This is a genomic window from Arthrobacter sp. Dra40, from assembly GCF_059091905.1.
On record NZ_JBNHHB010000115.1, the window covers coordinates 1 to 16543 of the forward strand.

Genomic DNA, 16543 nt, shown 5'->3' on the forward strand with positions numbered 1-16543 from the left:
AGGTGGCCCCGGTGCCTGTCGCGAACCTAGCGGTTTTCGCGCGCCTCGGGGTGCTGCTGCTGGTACTCCTGATGTGCTTCCACCACGCGCAGGTTCTTGCCTTTGGTCTCCTTGACCAGGGAGACTGCCACGAGCGAGATGACGCACAGCACCATGATGTAGATGCCGATGGAGATCGTGCTTCCGGTTCGGCCCAACAACACCTCGGCGATCAGCGGCGCGAAGGCACCGCCAAGGATGGCACCAATGGCGTAGCCGATGGAAACGCCGGAGTATCGAACGTTGGCCGGGAACATTTCAGCGTAGAGGGCCGACTGCGGGCCGTAAGAAAGGCCCAGACCGATGGTCAGCACGAACATCGCAATGCCCATCAGCAGAATGCTCGCGGTGTCGATGAGCATGAACATGGGAATCTGCCACAGCAGGACCCACACGTAGCCGATCTGGAAGGTGCGGATGCGGCCGATCTTGTCGGAGAGGATTCCGCCGTACATGGTGAAGATCAGCCAGCCGAACGCAGCCAGCGTGGTGGCCAGCAGGACCGACGGGCGGTCCATCCCCAGGCCTCCGGCGTCCGCCGGCTTGGTGGCGTAGGAAGCGAAGAACGCGATCAGCAGGTAGCCGGCGGCATTGTTGGCAATGAAGATCAGCGCGGTGAGGATGACCTCTTTCCAGTTGTGCTTGAACAGCTGGCCCAGCGGAGCGGCTGATTCCTTCTTGCGTTCCTGCATCTCCTTGAACACCGGGGACTCGGACACGGAACGACGGATGAAGTAGCCGACCAGGATCAGCACGACCGAGAACAGGAACGGCACGCGCCAGCCCCACGCAAGGAAGGCATCCTCGCTCAGGATGGTGGTCATCAGCCACATCACGCCGGTGGCGAGAATCATGCCGATGGGAACACCGATCTGCGGGTAGGCACCGAAGAAGCCGCGCTTGTTGACCGGCGCGTGCTCCACGGACATCAGGGCAGCACCGCCCCATTCGCCGCCGGCCGAGAATCCCTGCAGGATGCGCAGGAACACCAGCAGGATCGGGGCCGTGATGCCGATATCCCCGTAGGTCGGCAGCACGCCGATCAGGAAGGTGGCGGCGCCCATGAGCACCAGCGTGAAGACCAGCATCATCTTCCGGCCGAGGCGGTCACCCAGGTGGCCGGCGACGATGGCGCCCAGCGGGCGGAACAGGAAGCTGATACCAAGCGAGGCCCAGGAAACGATCTGCGCCAGGCCGGCGCTCTCCTGGGACAGCGGGGCAAAGTACAGGGAGGCCAGCACCAAACCGGCGGCCTGGGCGTAGATAAAGAAGTCGTACCACTCGATGGTGGTACCAACCAAGGTGCCGGCGAGCACCTTGCGCTCTTCTCGGCGTGCTGCTGGGCTGATATTGCCTGCCGGCTCTTCTGACGTAGACATAGTTTCTCCGTGGGTGCACAGAACGGGTTACCGAACGGTCGGTAATGTGACTGGAGCCATACTACCGGACCGTGAGGCACCCCACAGAGCGCACCCGTATCAATTCCATAACGACGGGAACCAAATGCAAAGACGTACGACGGCGGCGCCCGGATCCGGGCTGGGCGTGGGAACCGGGCCACGGAGCCCGCTGTAATTGCTCCCCGTGCGTTCTATAGTTGAACCCTTCGTCCTGATATAGAACAATGGCTGTGAGGGCCGACACAAGACGTGTCTGGTTCCCGCCCGATTATCCCCCTGCCGAAGAACTCTCCAAGGATGGACCATGAGCCAGACCCCCACGAAGCCTGCGCCCGCGCACTCGCAGACGCTGTCGCGCGGCATTAGGGCGCTGGAGATTCTGGCTGATGCGCAGTCGCCGATGACCATCGCCGAGCTGTCCGAGGCCTTGGGGGTGCACCGCTCAGTCGCCTACCGGATCCTCCGCACACTCGAGGACCATTCTTTGCTGATGCGGGATTCGGCCGGCCGGGTACAGGCCGGGCCGGGACTGGCCGCGCTGGCGCGGGGCGTTTCGCGCGACTTGCAGTCGGCGGCACTGCCCGAGCTGACCGCGCTGGCCAACGACCTCTCGATGACCGCCTTTATTGCCGTCTGGGACCAGCACGACTGCGTCACCCTGCTGACGGTGGAGCCGCGGCATACGACGGCGCTGGTGCAGCGCCCGGGGACGCGGCATTCGTTTGCCGCCGGAGCACCGGGCATCGCCATCCAGTCGGCGCTGACCCGGGAGCAGTGGGAGCAACATGCTCCCGGGCAGCCGATCCGGCCGGAGGCCCAGCTGGCCAGGGAGGCCGGTTATGCCGTCAGCCATGACGAGGTCATTCCCGGCGTCTCGTCGGTCGCAGTGCCGGTCGCGGTCCCCAACCAGCTTCCGGCAGCGGTCGCTGTTGTCTACATCCGGACTGACACTTCCGATCAGGAAATCGCCCAGGCGCTCAAGCGTTCGGCTGCGGTCATCGCCTCAGAATTGCGCTGAGTCAGCTCAGCCCCGTCGGCGCCGGACAACGGCGGCGGCAGCCAAACCCAGCACCAGGAGCATGGCTGCGGCGGCGATCGAGACCAGAAACGCGCCCGAGTGGCCTGAAGTTTCGGCAAGCGCACCGGCTACTGCCGAGCCAAGAGCGGATCCAAGGACCACACCGCTGGCCAGGAGCGTCATCACCGTGCCGAGCCGCTCGTCCGGGGCGACCAGGCTGCCGATGCCGTAGATCGTGACCATGGTCGGTCCGACGGGAACACCGACCAGCAGCAGCACGAAGATCATCGGCAGCACTTCGCCCGGCACCAGCAGCAGGCAGCAGAACGCCGTCATCGCGGCCGCGCATACGACCCAGCGCCACGCATGCTTCCATCGTGCGGGCCAGTACGCGACGGAGAGTGCGCCGAAGGCCGAGGTGAGGCCCAGCAGTGCGTACAGCAAACCCGCGGCGTCGGCCGCACCGAAGGCGCCGCCGAAGGCACTGAGGGCGTTCTGTGTGGCGCCGAAGAACACGCCCATCGCCACCATGCCCAGCACGGGGACGGCGACCAGCGGCCAGTTGATCTTCACCGGCGAGGCGGCCGCAGCAGCCTTGGGGTGTGCCTTGACCAAACCGGGCGTCACAGGGATCACCGCGCGGTAGGTGGGGTGAACCGCAAACGCCGTGACCATCGTGAGGGTCAATACCGCAGCCAAAACGAAGGGCAGCCATGGCGCGATCAGCGCGGCAAGCAGTCCGACCAGTGCCGGGCCCAGCACGAAGGTCAGCTCGTCGGCGGTGCTCTCATAGGACAGGGCTGTGTCCAGCACCGGCTTGTCATCGCGGGTCATCGCCATCCAGCGCACCCGCGCCAGTGGGCCGACTTGCGGACAGGTCGCGCCGACAGCGAAGGAGGCCGCCAGCACGGCCAGGGTTCCGGCTCCGCTGCCGCCGATGTAGACGCACGTCAGCAGCACCGCGATGGCACATGTGTGTGCGGCAGCCGAGATCAGCAGCACGGGCCGCTGCCCGGTCCGGTCGGCAAGATAACCGAGCAACGGAGCGCCAGCGGCCGAGCCGATTCCGACGGCACCCGCGGCGAAGCCGCCCGAGGCATAGGACCCGGTGGTCACGGTGACAAGGGTCAGGGCTCCGACCGTCAGCATCGCCAGCGGCAGCCGGGCCAGGAAACCGATCGCCAGAAACGAGGTGCCGGTTAACCGGACCAGCCGCGCATAGCGGCCGAAGGGATTGCGTGTCTTGCGTCCAGCAGGCGAGCCGTTGGAGGAGACCTGCGTGGCGGGCGCGCCGGAATCAGAAAAGTTCATCGTTTTTTCCGTTGGTTCGGACCGCGCATCGTCCCGCCTCCCGATGCGCACAACCCGGATAACACCACCATCATACCGGCGGTCAGGCGGCGCCGGTGAGCACGGTGCGGACGGTGGAACCTTGACGGCCCTTGGTGACTTGCAGCTGGGCGCCAATGCGCTGCTTCATGTCCGCCACGTGGCTGACCAGCCCGATCACCCGGCCGCCGTCGCGGAGTCCTTCAAGCGCATCCATGACCTGCTCCAAAGCCTGCTCGTCAAGGCTTCCGAACCCCTCATCAACAAAAAGGGTTTCGATGTCCACCCCGCCGGCTTCTGCCTGGACCACATCGGCCAAGCCCAGCGCCAGGGCGAGCGAGGCCATGAACGATTCGCCGCCGGAGAGGGTGGCGGTGTCCCGCCGTTGTCCCGTCCATTCGTCGCTGACATGCAGGCCAAGGCCCGACTTCTTGTTGCCGGCCTTGGAATCGTCGTGGACCAGAGCGTAGCGCCCGTCAGTCATCGCAATGAGGCGCTCGGACGCTGCTGCCGCAATTTGTTCCAGCCGTGCGGCCAACACGTACGTGGTGAGCGTCATTTTCCGATCGTTTTCGCCCAGCCCCCTGACAGTGTCAGCCACGGACTGCAGGAGTTCATGCCGTGCGGCGACCGGCCGCAAGCGGGCCTGTTCCTCGTCGAAACGCCGCCGGTAGGCGGCAAGTTGTTCCTGTGATGCCTTGAGCACGCCGTGCCGCACGTGGTGTTCCCGCACCAGGCGATCCACACGGGCAACTTCGTGGCGCGCGGCCTCCAGTTCTTCGGGCTCCGGAAGGGTCTCTCCGTTGACGAGGGCCTGGCGGGCCCGGATCACGGCGTCGGAGGACTCCAGTACGTGAAGCCTCTGGCCTGCCTCGGTGTAGGCAGTGTGGCGCCGCTGCAGTTCCTGAAGTTGTGCAGGCGCTAGCAACGACACCCGGACCTCGTCTTCGCTGGCGAAGCTGGATTGCCCGATCGCCGAGGCAAGGGCGGTTTCGGCCTGTTCCAAGGTATTCCCGCAATGGCGGTGCTGTCCCAGGACGTCCAACGCATCGGCCAGGAGTTGGTCGAGGCTGGAAAGCGCGGCTGCGTGTTCGTGCAGGCTGCCTCCGTCCGGGAGTGCCTCGCGCAGCTTCTGCTCGAGTTCGTGCACGCGTTCCCTGCCAGCCTTAAGGTCCGCGTCAGCGGAGGCCTTGGCCACGGCGAGAGCCGACAATTCCTGCCCGACCTCCTCGACCTCCCGGGCAGTGGCGGCGGCGCGTTCCTGCAGTTCCGTCCGCCGGGCCCTCACCGCGATGGCCTCCTCCACACGGGCATGAGCGGCTGCGACGGCTTCCGCAGCTTCGGCCGCATCCGTCGCCCCGCCGCGGGAGGCCAAGGCGGAGAGTTCCTGTTCCAGATTCGACAAAGCTTCGCGGGCCTCGGAATAGCTGGCTTCTGCGGCAGCGTAGTCCTTCCGAGCGGCAGTTTCCTGCTCGCGGGTGACCAACTGTCCGCCGGCGGTCGCCGCAGGCTGCGGATGCTCTGTGCCGCCGCACACCGGGCAGGGGTCGCCCTCGGCGAGGTTGGCTGCGAGCTCGGCTGCGGCCTGGTCCAGGCGCTGTTCCAGGAGCAACAACCAGGCTTCTTTGAGCTGCAGCTGCCGGCTATGCGCTGCATCGCGGTTCCGGCGCGCACTTTCGGTCTTGGCCAGGCACGCGTCGTGCTCGGCAACCGCGTCCCGGACCTGCACTGCCTGCTCCAGCCGCTCAGTGAGCAGCCCGACGTCGTCCGGGGACGCCGCAAGCCCGGCCAGTTCATCCCGCAACTCGCGGCCGGCTGCCGCCAGCTTTTCCTGCGTGCTGGCGGCAGCGCCGAGGTCCCGCGCCAGCCGGCCCGCGTGTTGTTCCAAACGCTGCACTTCGCCAGTGGCCGCCTGCAGCCGTTGTTCTTCCGGAAGCAGGGCCCGGATCCGTCCAATTTCGGCGGAGAGCTGCTCTGCTGCCTCCTCAAGCAGCGACTGTCCCGCGCTGTCGGGTTCCGGGCGGGAAGCGACGAACCCCGGATAGAGCGGATGCGCCTCTGCCGCGTCGATCCGGTACAGGAATTCCTTCGCGGCACGTTCCACCGCCAGCGCGGCCTGATCGCGGTGGCGGATTGGCGAGGCCAGCAGCTCCGCCGATCGGTGCGAGGCCAGCGTTTCGGTCAGCGCGGCATGATCGTCGGCCGCCTGGCGGTGCTCCGCAGCGAGTTTCTCCAGCGCCGTCAACTCCGCCTGGTCGGCCAACGCCCGCTCGCGCCTGTCCACTGCCGCCCGCAGCCGGGCCAGTTCGTCCTGCCCTCGCGTGGCCAAGTCCTGCACCGAGGCGGCCGCCGAGGCGATCGAGGCCTCAAATTGGGCGAGCAGGTCAGCGGCGGGCATGGTCTTATCCGGCAGATCCTCCACCGCGAGGTGCCGTGACGCTTCCTCCGTTGCCCGCGCCAGAAGCTGGTCCGACCCGGTGACTGAGGCTTGGTAGGCCGCGCGCGCTTTGGCTGCCTCGTCGGCAAGGGTTTGCTCCACGGCTTCGTAGCGGTCAGTCGCGAAGAGGCGCTGGAGCAACGGCCGGCGTTCCTTGGCATCGGCGCGCAGGAACGCCGCGAAGTCGCCTTGCGGCAGCAGCACTACTTTGGTGAACTGTTCCAGGCTCATGCCCAGGACGGCGAGCAGTTCCGCGGCGGCCTCGTCGTTGCGGCCGCTCTTCTGAACCCACGTGCCGTCGATCTTCTCGCGCAACAGCGTGTGCGCCTGCTGCGTCACGGACCCCGACCGTGCCCGGGACGACGGGCGCTCCCACTGCGGGTTTCGGGTCACTTCGAACCGGCGGCCGCGAGCGGAGAACTCACACACGACTTCAGGCTCCGTCTCGGGTTCAGCGTGGTCGCTGCGCAGCCGCTTGCCCTGCTGGCGTGTGCCGGGCACGGACCCGTAAAGCGCAAAGCAGATGGCGTCCAGGATGCTGGTTTTGCCGGCACCGGTCGGCCCGTTGAGGAGGAACAACCCCTGGGAACTTAGCTCGTCGAAGTCGATGGTTTCCCGGGCGGCAAAAGGCCCGAAGGCCTGTATTTCCAGCCGATGGATTCTCATGCCGATACCTCCGCTGCCTGCACTGCCTCCAGCGCGTCCGCCAGCACTTCACGTTCGGCGTCGCCGGCCGGCCGGGAGCGCACATGGTCGAGGAACCCGCAGCAAACCTCCAGCTCGTCTTGGGCCTTGGCGATGCGCTGGCTGTAGCTCATGGTGTTCCGCCGCGGACCGGAGGCGGGTTCAAAGCTGAGCACCAGTGTGTCCGGAAAACGTTCGCGCAGCCGTTCCATCGCCTTCAGCGGCCGCTCATCGTCCGTGACGGTGATTTGGCAATAGGCCTCCTCGGCCCAGGCGTGGTCCGCCGATTCCAAAAGGTCCTGCATGGTCCCCTTGAGCACGGCGAGCTTCCGCGGGGACGGCCAGCTGACGTTTTCCACTGAAGTGAGTCCCCCGGCTGTGAATTCGAGAATGATGCCGCCCTTGTCGTGTCCGGCCTCGGAGAAAGAATATGGCAGGGGTGAACCCGAATAGCGCACCGTTTCGCTCAACTTCTGGCGCCCATGCAAGTGCCCGAGGGCCACATAGTCGATTCCGTCGAAGAGGTCCAGCGGCACTGCTCCCACTCCCCCGATACTCAAGTCCCGTTCGCTGTCCGAGGTGATGCCGCCGCTGGCGAACGTATGCGCCATGACCAGCGAATGGAGCGCGCCACTTTCCCCCCGCTTCTGCCTTCGCTGGTCCAGATCGGCACGGACGCGCTCCAATGCCGACCGTGTGACGGCGGTGTGGCTGGGAGCCGGAGCGCCCAGTTCCTCGGCGCACAACCGCGGTTCAAGATACGGGATGCCGTAGACGGCCAGTGTGGCACCGTCCAGCCTCAGTTCCACCGGCTCCGCGAGCTGGTCCAGCCTGGTGCGGATGTGGACACCGCCGTGCGCCAGGATGCCGGAACCGAAACCCAACCGGGTCGCCGAATCGTGGTTTCCGCTGGTCAGGATGATGGTGGCTCCGGCTTCCCGGATGCGCGACAACGCGTCGGAGAAGAGGTTGACGACGTCGACACCGGGAAGGGCACGGTCGTACACATCGCCGGCAATGAGCACCACGTCGATGCGCTCGTCACGGACTGTTTGCAGGAGCTGGTCGACGAATGCGTGCTGCGCCTGCAACATCCCGACGCCGTGGAAGGAACGGCCCAGGTGCCAGTCCGACGTGTGCAATAACCTCATATTTCCAAACTAACCGGCGGTTAGGACAGTTTCGGACAAGCACAACGGCACGCCCCGAAATCGAGGCGTGCCGTTGCATTACCGGCTTGTGGTTATTCGCCGCCCGCGTCCAGGTTGGGTTTGCGGTCGAAGAAGTCGCGGGCTTCTGCGGCACCGTCGTCGTCCGCGGCGGCCGGCTCGTCCGCCCGGCCCGGCGCCGCGGCGTTGAAATCTTTACGTCCGCCAGGCACGGCGGCGGCGGATCCCGCTCCGCCGGCAACGGCAGTGCCGGCAACCGCACCTCCGGTTGTGGTGGTCTCCCCCTCCACAGGTCCGGTGGAAGGCGCCGCCGGAGCATCGCCGTCGTCAGTTGCCGCCGCCGCCTTGCGCGAGCCGGGAACCAGTTCAGCACTGCGGTAGAGCAGCCCTGCGATCACGGCACCGAGCAGGGGCGCTACCCAGAAGAGCCACAGTTCGCCCAGGGGGCTGCCGTCAGAGAAGTACACCGCGGCGGTAGAGCGGGCCGGGTTCAGCCCTGCGTTGGAGATCGGCAGCATCACGGCCGTCAGCACAGCGAAGGCCAGGCCTACCGCATACGGGGCACTGCGGAGCCGGTCACGGGACGAGGTTGCGCCGAGGTAGACGGCCACCAGCAGCCCGGTGGCGATGGTTTCGGCCAGGAACACGCCGGCCATCGAGAAGCCCAACTCGTCGCCCGCGGCGTAGCCGTTGGCGATGGACGTGAACACTTTGGCCGATTGAGCACCGACCGGATGGCTGCCCATGATCACCCAAAGCACCACGGCGGCCAGCGAGGTCCCGACGAGTTGCGCCAGGACGTAGGGAAGCACCGACTTCCAGGAGGTGCGGCCTGCGAGCGCGCTGCCCAGCGTGATGGCCGGGTTGAAGTGGCCTCCGGAGATGTGGCCGAAGGCGAGCATGCCGGCAATCAACGCCAGACCGAAGCCGAGGGGAACGCCGAAAGCACCCTGCGGATTGAACAAGCCGATTCCCAGCGCACCGAAAAACAGCAGGAACGAACCTGCCACCTCGGCGCCGATACGGGCCGAGTAGCTGTGTCCTTCGCCGAGCCGCGGTGGTGCGGCGGGGACGGCCGAAGCCGCTGCCGCCGGGTGGGCTGCTGCCATGAATAGTGTCCTTCTGCCTGGGCCAGCGAGTCGCCGGCGGTTCACTCAAAACTACTCCACTCTGGCACCGCGGTCTGGGAGAAGGCTGAATGCTTCCGCGGAGGCGGAGCCGGGCAGGATATCCGCCGGCCCGCCTAAGCTGGTAGTCGTGACTACCGATGCCCCGCCCCCCGCTTCCCGGTCCGCCGACGCGCGCAAAGGCGCAGGCAGCCCGCCGCCCCCGCCCAAAAGCGTCGCGACCCCGCCCGGCACCGTCGCGCCGCCGCCAGCCACCGAACCGGAAACGACTGCGTACGTCGTGCCGGATTTCGCGTCGCGCGTGCGCGGCTGCCTGCTGGGCGGTGCCCTGGCTGACCAGTTGGGGGCCGTCGTTCAATGCGAGTCCTTTGACGCGATGGCGGCGCGTTACGGAGCGGACGGGCTGCGCGACTTCACCCAGTTGCCGGAGCCCGGCCATTTCACTGATGACACGCAGCTGACGCTCTATACCCTCGACGGTCTCACCGAGGCGCTCGAGTGGGCCAATGCCGGCACGGCCGCAGACGAAGCCGCCTGCCTGTGGCTCGCCTACCTTCGCTGGTACGCCACGCAGGAAGGCCGCTTTCCGGACAGCGCGCCCGTACCGCAGCCGCGCTGGATCGATGCCCAAACGGTGATGCACGCCCGCCGCGCGCCCGGCGACGCCTGCCTGTCGGGATTGGCCACCGGCGAGATGGGTACCCGCGCCCGCCCGGTCAACCCGGATTCGAAGGGCTGCGGCACAGTGGTGCGGGCTGCTCCCTTCGGACTATTGCCGTTCGTCGACGACCAGACTGTCCAACGGCTGGCCACGGACGGATCGGCGCTCACCCACGGTCATCCCCTGGCGCATCAGAGTGCGGCAACATTCGCGACCTTGGTCCGGCTACTGGTGCATGAACAGGCCACGCTGCCCGGCGCTGCAGTGGCCATTTTGGCCCGGGCCGAGCAGGATCCCGCCACCGCGGAGCTGGCCGGGCGGCTTCGCACCGCCATCGAGCTCTCAGCCCACGGTCCGGCGGGTCCGGCAGCACTGACCGCCGCGCTGGGCGAGGGCCGGATGGCTGACGAGGCCCTTGCCATTGCCCTGTACGCGGTCTTGGCCACTGCGGACAGTGCGACGCCGGAGGACCACTTCCGCCGGGCCGTCGCCGTGGCCATCAATCACGACGGCGACAGCGACTCGACCGGGAGCCTTGCCGGAAATCTTTTGGGCGCCCACTACGGCGAAGCCGCACTGCCCGCCGCGTGGCTGGCCGAGCTGGAGGGGTCCGAGGTCGTCCTTGGCATGGCCGAGCGCTTCCTGGCGCAAACGCAGGGCTGAGCCCATGCGCCAGGACCGGACTGTGGAGGCGCTGGGACGTCAGGACGGCAAGACGATCGTCGTGACCGGTGCCAGCGCCGGGCTCGGCTACTTCGCCAGTGAGCAGCTGGCTGCAGCCGGAGCCAGGGTGGTTCTGGCCGCCCGTGACGAGTCACGTGCCCGGCGGGCCATGGACGCTGTCCGGCGCACGGTGCCCGGTGCAGACGTGCACTTCCAGCAGCTGGATCTGGCCAGTCTGGCCTCCGTCCGGCAAGCCGCCGAGGAACTGGCCGGGCTGGAGCGGATCGATGCCCTGCTGGCCAACGCCGGAGTGCTCGGTTCCAAGGAGCTGCAGTTCACCGCCGACGGCTTCGAACTGCAGTTCGGGACCAACCATCTTGGCCACTTCGCGCTCATCGCCCGGCTGATGCCCGCGCTCCGCCGCAGCCACGGCCGCGTGGTTCATGTAGGCAGCATCAGCCACCGCTGGGTCCGCCCGGATTTCGGCCGGGCAGCTGTTCCGGCCAGGTATTCCAGCTACCGGTCCTACGCGTTGTCCAAATTGGCGGTGATGAGCTTCGGATTCGAATTGGCACACCGGCTGGATGCGGTCGGCTCACCGGCGTCGTCAGTAGTAGCGCACCCCGGCTACGCCCGGAAGTACTTCACGCCCGATAGGCCAGGCCTGCAGCTCTCGCGTCCGGCCAGCGGTTGGCAGCGCCTGCTCTTCAGCTTGGTGGCGCAGGGCAAGGATGCAGGTGCTCATCCGCTGGTGCACGCGGCCGCCGGCGACGAAGTGCGCAACGGCGACTACTGGGGTCCCGACGGATGGTTCCAGCTGACCGGCCGCCCTGCTGTGGTGACGCCGCAGCGCCATGCCCTTGAGCGCAACGCCGCCTCCCGGCTGATCGACCTCTCCGAGGACCTCACCGGGGTAAGTTTGCAGCCCTGATGCCCGTGCCGTGCGAAGACTGGCGCCGTGCGACGACCGGCGCTGCTGATGCCTGAGCCCGCGCGGGGCCGGTCGGAGCCTGCACGTATTGGGCCGGGCAGCCGCAGGGTGCGGGCCGGTGTGGTCAGGCGCTGTGTGCCGGCCAGCGACCGCCCAGCATCTGCAGAAACTCGCCCTCGGACAACACCTCGATCTGCTGGCCCCTGCTGTGCAGCTGCAGCACCTTGTGCGCCTTGGCCGTGACGCGGCCGCTCTTGAGGTCGGAAGCGACGAATCCGTCCCCGACGACGAGCACGGTGGTCTTCCGGGTGACGTTGCTGGCCGGCCGGGCGCCCAGCTCTGCCGCGCGGTTCTTCGCCTCTTGGCGCGACAGGCCAAGATTTCCGGTGAAGACCACAGTCTGGCCGTACAGCGGGTGCGAATCGTCGGCATCGTTGTTGGGCTCGGGGTTGTTGCCCTCGTCCGGCCAGTAGGTCCAGGCGGACGACGGCGTCGCTCCCCCGGCCGCCCCCAGCGCCTGCCGCTCCAGCGCGGTCCGGGTGGGTTTTGAGACAGCTGCGCTGCCGTGGATATAGGCGTCAAGACGCGACGTGCGCAGCTGCATCGCGGTCAAGAGGTCCGGAATGCTGCCGGCCGAATTGCGGCCGGCAATATCGATCATGATGCCGGCGCAGGCGCGCGCGTCAGCCACGGCGTCGTGATGGTTATCCAACTGCACCCCGGCTGCTTCTGCCACGAACGGCAGTGAATACGACACCAGCGAGTAGTTCCGCCGCGACAGGATGACCGTGCAGGCGTAGTCGTACGCCGGGCCGGACAGTTCCGAGACTTCCAGGGCGGATCGGATCACGCCCATGTCGAAGGCCGCATTGTGGGCGACCAGCACATCGGAGCCGATGAATCCCGCCAGCTCGGCGAACAGCTCACCGAACCGGGGCTTCCCGGCCACCATGCCCGCGGTGATGCCGTGGATCTGAACGTTGCGCGGATCGAAGTGGTCGAAGCCTTCGGGCGGGCGCATCAGCCATGACGCTTCCTCGACAATCCGTCCGTCACGGACTTTACTCAATCCGACGGAGCATGGTGAGCCCCTAAAACCGTTTGCCGTCTCGAAATCGATCGCCGTGAAGTCAACTGCCACGCGTTCAACCCTAAGTGACGGCACGGACAGTTCTGCGCCACCAACACGCAGGGCAGCGGCCCCCGGAACGAGCATTGGGAGCCGCTGTCCTGCAGGCGGGCCGGAGTTGGATCAGGGCGTGGCGCGGCGCAGCGTTGCATAGGACCCGGCGGCCAGAACCGCGCAGAACAGCGCGACCCAGCCTGAGGCACTTAGCGGCGTCTGCGCCACGAACCACTGGCCGACGGCAGCCCACCAGCCCTGCCAGCTGGTGAGGCCAAGCAGACCGATCAGGACGACGGCGATCGCGATCCATGTGATCAACATCCCGGTTGCCTGCCAGCGCTTATAGATCGTGGCAAACCAGAAACCAATCATGAACAGCGCCACCATGACGATGAAGTAGAACAGGATCTGTACCACCGCATGGCTCTCCGCAATCCAGCCGGGGGCATACAGCCGCCCGTTGAATCCCCAGCCGTTGGTCGCAACTTCCAGCAGGCCGAGCACATAGTAAAGGATGCTCACGGCGAGCGCGACGACGGCGAACAGACCGACGGTGCCGATGTAGAAAGTGCGGCGGCTGACGCTCATCGCCTGCGAGAAGGGGAACGTCAAGGTCAGCGATTGGATGCCCAGCGCCAGAAAGTACCACATCACCGCCTGCGAAGCCCCGGAGTAAAGCGTATTGCCGCTGGCCGGGAGCATCGCCCACACGGCCAGGGTAATCAGGAACGACGACAGCATGATCACCGCGGGGATGCCCAGGAAGGTCCACTTATTGATCAACTGCATGCGCGCTACATTGATGACGCGGTTCATTTCAGGACCTCCAGTCCGGAGTCAGCGTAAACGACGGCATCAGTTGCTGCCGTGGTCTTGCGGACCACCAATTGCTGGAGCGACACCGGGGCCAGCTCCAGACCACGTTCGGCTGCTTCGGTACGTTCTGTATCCGTCAACAGGCCTTCGACAGTCCAGGAAGCGAGTGAGCCCAGCGATTCACGGTGCAGGACCTGGCGTCCGGCGGCGAAGGACTGAACTGCTCCGGCGCTGCCGGCTACCGTGAAGGCTGTGCCGCGGATCGATTCGGCGTCGTCGTTTAAAATGATCCGGCCGCGGTCAATCAGCACCACGTGCTCCAGCAGGTTCGCCACCTCGTCGATCAAGTGCGAGGAAAGGATGATGGTCCGCGGGTGCTTGGCGAAGTCCTCGACCAGCCGGTCGTAGAAGATGTGCCGGGCCACGGCGTCGAGCCCGAGATACGGTTCGTCGAAGAATGTTATCTCCGCACGGGACGCCAGCCCGATGATCACTCCGACGGCGGAGAGCTGCCCGCGGGAGAGCTTCTTGATCCGCCGCTTGAGCGGCAGCTGGAAATCCTCGACCAGCCGGTCAGCGAAAGCCTGGTCCCAGTGCTTGAAAAACAGCGCCGCGGATTTGAAAGCCTCGCGGGCGTTGAAAACCTCGGGATACCTCTGTGACTCGCGGATGAAGCAGATTCGCGACAGCACGCCGTCGTTCTCATAAGGATGTTGACCGAAGACCAACGCTTCACCGCTGCTCTGGAAGCCCTGGCCGGTGAGCACCGACATGAGGGTGGTCTTGCCGGCACCGTTTCTGCCCAACAGCCCGTAGATCCGGTTGCCTTCCAAGCGCAGATCGACATTGTCCAGCGCCGTGGCGTCACGGTAGGTCTTGGTCACCCCCCGCAGTTCGATAGCGGCCGGGGTTTTCTGGTTGGTCATGGGGCCACGTTTCCCTCTGTCATGTCGCTGGTGGACTCGGTGCGAACGAGCATTTCGGTCAGTTGTTCAGTGCTGATGCCCAGTTTTCGTGCCTCCCGCGTCATCGGTTGGACGAACTCTCGGTAGAAGACATCCCGCCGCCGGGCCATCAGGCGGGAACGGGCTCCGGCTGCTACGAACATGCCGATGCCCCTCTTTTTGTACAAAATTCCGTCATCCACCAAGCGGTTAACGCCTTTGGCTGCGGTGGCGGGATTGATCCGGTAGAACGCGGCGAACTCGTTGGTAGAGGGCACCTGGCTTTCTTCTGCCAGTGTTCCGTCCACGATGTCGTTCTCAATGAGTTCCGCAATCTGCAGGAAGATCGGCTTTGAATCGTCGATCACAGCCGCTCCTTCCTCAGCCCTTACCGTCGTTCGGTTAAGGGGTTAATTACTGATGTAAGTAACCATACAACCGAGAACGTCATTGTCAAGCAAAGTGATGAAGATTTCCCGATCCACCGCTCCCAGGCCGCCGTGGGCCGCGAGGAGCAACAGGATAATGCGCGAATGAGGTCAGGCGAACTGCCGGAATATGCGGCCGGGCAGGGCACGGATTTCCTCACCCCCGCCCTGCAGCTAAAAGCAACCCGCTGCCACGGAGGCTCAGCTAGGGTGACCTACTGCGGGACCTCGTGGGAAGCGTGCCCGGACACGCGTTTACCAAGTGGGAGCGCCGGGGCCGGCAGGGGGAAGAAGTTGCGGAGCCGTGTGCTGGAGGCTTAGCGCTGGGCCGCGGAGGTCCATTAGCCTGACGCAGCCACTCTCAGCCGTTGCACGGTGAGCGGCGGGTACAACAGCTCTGCACGAACGCACGCGCTGCACTGCGGCATCGGCACTGCGGCATCGACGCTGTGGAAGGAAGGGGCCTTAGCCGCTCAACGTTGGCTGGTGTTAGCTTCGCCGGTCTCTGATTTTTCGGATCCTGGTGGTGAGCCAGTACAGAACGGCAACGGCTACGACCCCTATGACGATCTTCTGGAATACGTTCGCGTACTCTTCCACGACGTGCCAGTTCTCCCCTAGATAGAAGCCGGCCAGCACAAAAATGCTGTTCCAGATCAGGCTCCCAGCGGTGGTCAGCAAGAGGAACTTGCTCACGGGCATGCGCTCAACGCCCGCGGGAATAGAGATCAGACTGCGAAAGATCGGGATCATGCGGCCAAAGAACACGGCCTTGTAGCCGTGGCGGCTGAACCAGGCTTCCACCTTGTCCACGTCTTCCAAGTCGATCAGCGGAAGCTTGTCGGCGATGGCACGCATCCGGTTTCGGCCCAGCCAGGCTCCCAGGCCGTAGAGCACCCACGCCCCGACGATCGAGCCCAGCGTGGTCCAGACGAGCGCCTCGACGAGGGTGAAGCTGCCGCGGCTGGCGGTGAATCCTGCCAGTGGCAGAACTACTTCACTCGGCAGTGGCGGGAACAAGTTCTCCAAGGCGATTGCCAGGCCAGCACCCGGTGCCCCGATGCCTTCCATGAGGTTTACGGCCCAATCGGCAACGCCAGTGAGTGCGCTGGTGTCGCCTGAGGACTGCGTGGGGACCTGGCCGGACATCAAGGAAGGGATCATCATGCTCATCGCCTACAAGTCTGCCTTACCGCGCTCCTTAGACCGAACCGAGGCCGGCGGTCCACGCCTGGAAGTGGTGGGGCGGCCCACTGGTCCGCCGACAGGAACCGGCCTAGCGCCGATCAGCTTTCGCTGGGGGCGGACTGCCACGACGCACCAATCGTGCACGTCGACAGCGCCTGGCCGACTTCTTGTCCTCTGCGACCGCAGTGCTCTCAACCTTGAGTTCCGGGCTACGGGCATCGTCGGCAACGCGTGTGCCGGGCAGGGGCGGCGTGCTGCCGGGCAGGGGCGGCGTGCTGCCGGGCAGGGGCGGCGTGCTGCCGGGCAGGGGCGGCGTGCTGCCGGGCAGAGGCGGCGTGCTGCCGGGCAGAGGCGGTGGGGTTGAGGGGTAGACGTGTCCGGTGGGAGTCGTGGTCTCCACAATGTGGGCTGGGCCGTCGAGGGTGCGGCTAAACCAGCCTTCGGCTTCCTTGGACTGGTTGCAGTTCTCGCACAGTCCCTCGCCGTTGGCGAGCGTGGTCCGGCCGCCCGCGGACCAGGCAACGACGTGGTCGATATGCCGGATCGGGGCGTCGCACCACGGCCTGCGGCAGTACGCGTCGCG

The 16543-nt window shown here is 66.1% G+C and carries 14 protein-coding genes; 3 read left to right on the forward strand and 11 right to left on the reverse strand.

All coding sequences use genetic code 11. The features are described 5' to 3' along the window. Positions 1-26: 26 nt before the first annotated feature. On the reverse strand, positions 27-1418 hold the full coding sequence (locus AC5RWT_RS25850; RefSeq protein ID WP_494082678.1) for an MFS transporter: 1392 nt from the start codon (positions 1416-1418) through the stop codon (positions 27-29). Between the two features lie 325 nt (positions 1419-1743). Between AC5RWT_RS25850 and AC5RWT_RS25855 the strand changes: the two genes are divergently transcribed. After that, a complete protein-coding gene (locus AC5RWT_RS25855) occupies positions 1744-2457 on the forward strand; it encodes an IclR family transcriptional regulator (RefSeq protein ID WP_494082679.1) in 714 nt (237 codons plus the stop codon). Positions 2458-2463: 6 nt separating this feature from the next. On the opposite strand, the gene AC5RWT_RS25860 is transcribed toward AC5RWT_RS25855, so the two are convergent. From AC5RWT_RS25860 to AC5RWT_RS25875, 4 genes are all read right to left on the reverse strand, one after another. After that, complete coding sequence (locus tag AC5RWT_RS25860; protein ID WP_494082680.1) at positions 2464-3768, reverse strand: MFS transporter; 1305 nt, start codon at positions 3766-3768, stop codon at positions 2464-2466. A gap of 82 nt (positions 3769-3850) precedes the next feature. Then, positions 3851-6889 carry an AAA family ATPase gene (locus AC5RWT_RS25865; RefSeq protein ID WP_494082681.1) on the reverse strand — a complete coding sequence of 1013 codons (3039 nt, stop codon included), beginning with the start codon at positions 6887-6889 and terminating at the stop codon, positions 3851-3853. Further along, positions 6886-8058: an exonuclease SbcCD subunit D gene (locus AC5RWT_RS25870; RefSeq protein ID WP_494082682.1), complete on the reverse strand. Its 1173-nt coding sequence runs from the start codon at positions 8056-8058 to the stop codon at positions 6886-6888. The genes AC5RWT_RS25865 and AC5RWT_RS25870 overlap by 4 nt, the downstream gene beginning before the upstream one ends. Positions 8059-8150: 92 nt before the next feature. Beyond that, the gene (locus AC5RWT_RS25875; RefSeq protein ID WP_494082683.1) at positions 8151-9185 is read right to left on the reverse strand and encodes an MIP/aquaporin family protein; all 1035 of its coding nucleotides are present in this window, start codon (positions 9183-9185) and stop codon (positions 8151-8153) included. A gap of 298 nt (positions 9186-9483) precedes the next feature. On the opposite strand from AC5RWT_RS25875, the gene AC5RWT_RS25880 reads away from it, so the two are divergent. Further along, positions 9484-10527, forward strand: a complete 1044-nt coding sequence (locus AC5RWT_RS25880) for an ADP-ribosylglycohydrolase family protein (protein ID WP_494082690.1) — start codon at positions 9484-9486, stop codon at positions 10525-10527. Positions 10528-10531: 4 nt separating this feature from the next. Further along, on the forward strand, positions 10532-11458 hold the full coding sequence (locus AC5RWT_RS25885; protein WP_494082684.1) for an SDR family NAD(P)-dependent oxidoreductase: 927 nt from the start codon (positions 10532-10534) through the stop codon (positions 11456-11458). A 124-nt stretch (positions 11459-11582) separates the two neighbouring features. On the opposite strand, the gene AC5RWT_RS25890 is transcribed toward AC5RWT_RS25885, so the two are convergent. The 6 genes from AC5RWT_RS25890 to AC5RWT_RS25915 form a co-directional block, all read right to left on the reverse strand. Next, on the reverse strand, positions 11583-12599 hold the full coding sequence (locus AC5RWT_RS25890; protein WP_494082685.1) for a 3'-5' exonuclease: 1017 nt from the start codon (positions 12597-12599) through the stop codon (positions 11583-11585). Positions 12600-12710: 111 nt separating this feature from the next. Next, positions 12711-13400, reverse strand: coding sequence for a hypothetical protein (locus AC5RWT_RS25895; protein ID WP_494082686.1), 690 nt, complete (start codon positions 13398-13400; stop codon positions 12711-12713). Further along, the gene (locus AC5RWT_RS25900) at positions 13397-14326 is read right to left on the reverse strand and encodes an ABC transporter ATP-binding protein (protein ID WP_494082687.1); all 930 of its coding nucleotides are present in this window, start codon (positions 14324-14326) and stop codon (positions 13397-13399) included. Before AC5RWT_RS25900 ends, AC5RWT_RS25895 begins: the two co-directional genes overlap by 4 nt. Then, entirely contained in the window at positions 14323-14712 is a 390-nt protein-coding gene (locus tag AC5RWT_RS25905; protein ID WP_494082688.1) for a GntR family transcriptional regulator, read from the reverse strand. Before AC5RWT_RS25905 ends, AC5RWT_RS25900 begins: the two co-directional genes overlap by 4 nt. 549 nt (positions 14713-15261) lie before the next feature. Then, positions 15262-15939, reverse strand: a complete 678-nt coding sequence (locus AC5RWT_RS25910) for a DedA family protein (protein ID WP_494082691.1) — start codon at positions 15937-15939, stop codon at positions 15262-15264. 109 nt (positions 15940-16048) lie between these two features. Continuing rightward, a partial coding sequence (locus AC5RWT_RS25915) for an HNH endonuclease (protein ID WP_494082689.1) occupies positions 16049-16543 on the reverse strand: 495 nt, incomplete at its 5' end.

Bases quoted from the DNA above. Each gene is read 5' to 3' on its own strand.
- AC5RWT_RS25850 (WP_494082678.1), bottom strand. From the start codon at position 1,418: ATGTCTACGTCAGAAGAGCCGGCAGGCAATATCAGCCCAGCAGCACGC.
- AC5RWT_RS25855 (WP_494082679.1), top strand. From the start codon at position 1,744: ATGAGCCAGACCCCCACGAAGCCTGCGCCCGCGCACTCGCAGACGCTG.
- AC5RWT_RS25860 (WP_494082680.1), bottom strand. From the start codon at position 3,768: ATGAACTTTTCTGATTCCGGCGCGCCCGCCACGCAGGTCTCCTCCAAC.
- AC5RWT_RS25865 (WP_494082681.1), bottom strand. From the start codon at position 6,889: ATGAGAATCCATCGGCTGGAAATACAGGCCTTCGGGCCTTTTGCCGCC.
- AC5RWT_RS25870 (WP_494082682.1), bottom strand. From the start codon at position 8,058: ATGAGGTTATTGCACACGTCGGACTGGCACCTGGGCCGTTCCTTCCAC.
- AC5RWT_RS25875 (WP_494082683.1), bottom strand. From the start codon at position 9,185: ATGGCAGCAGCCCACCCGGCGGCAGCGGCTTCGGCCGTCCCCGCCGCA.
- AC5RWT_RS25885 (WP_494082684.1), top strand. From the start codon at position 10,532: ATGCGCCAGGACCGGACTGTGGAGGCGCTGGGACGTCAGGACGGCAAG.
- AC5RWT_RS25895 (WP_494082686.1), bottom strand. From the start codon at position 13,400: ATGAACCGCGTCATCAATGTAGCGCGCATGCAGTTGATCAATAAGTGG.
- AC5RWT_RS25900 (WP_494082687.1), bottom strand. From the start codon at position 14,326: ATGACCAACCAGAAAACCCCGGCCGCTATCGAACTGCGGGGGGTGACC.
- AC5RWT_RS25910 (WP_494082691.1), bottom strand. From the start codon at position 15,939: ATGATGATCCCTTCCTTGATGTCCGGCCAGGTCCCCACGCAGTCCTCA.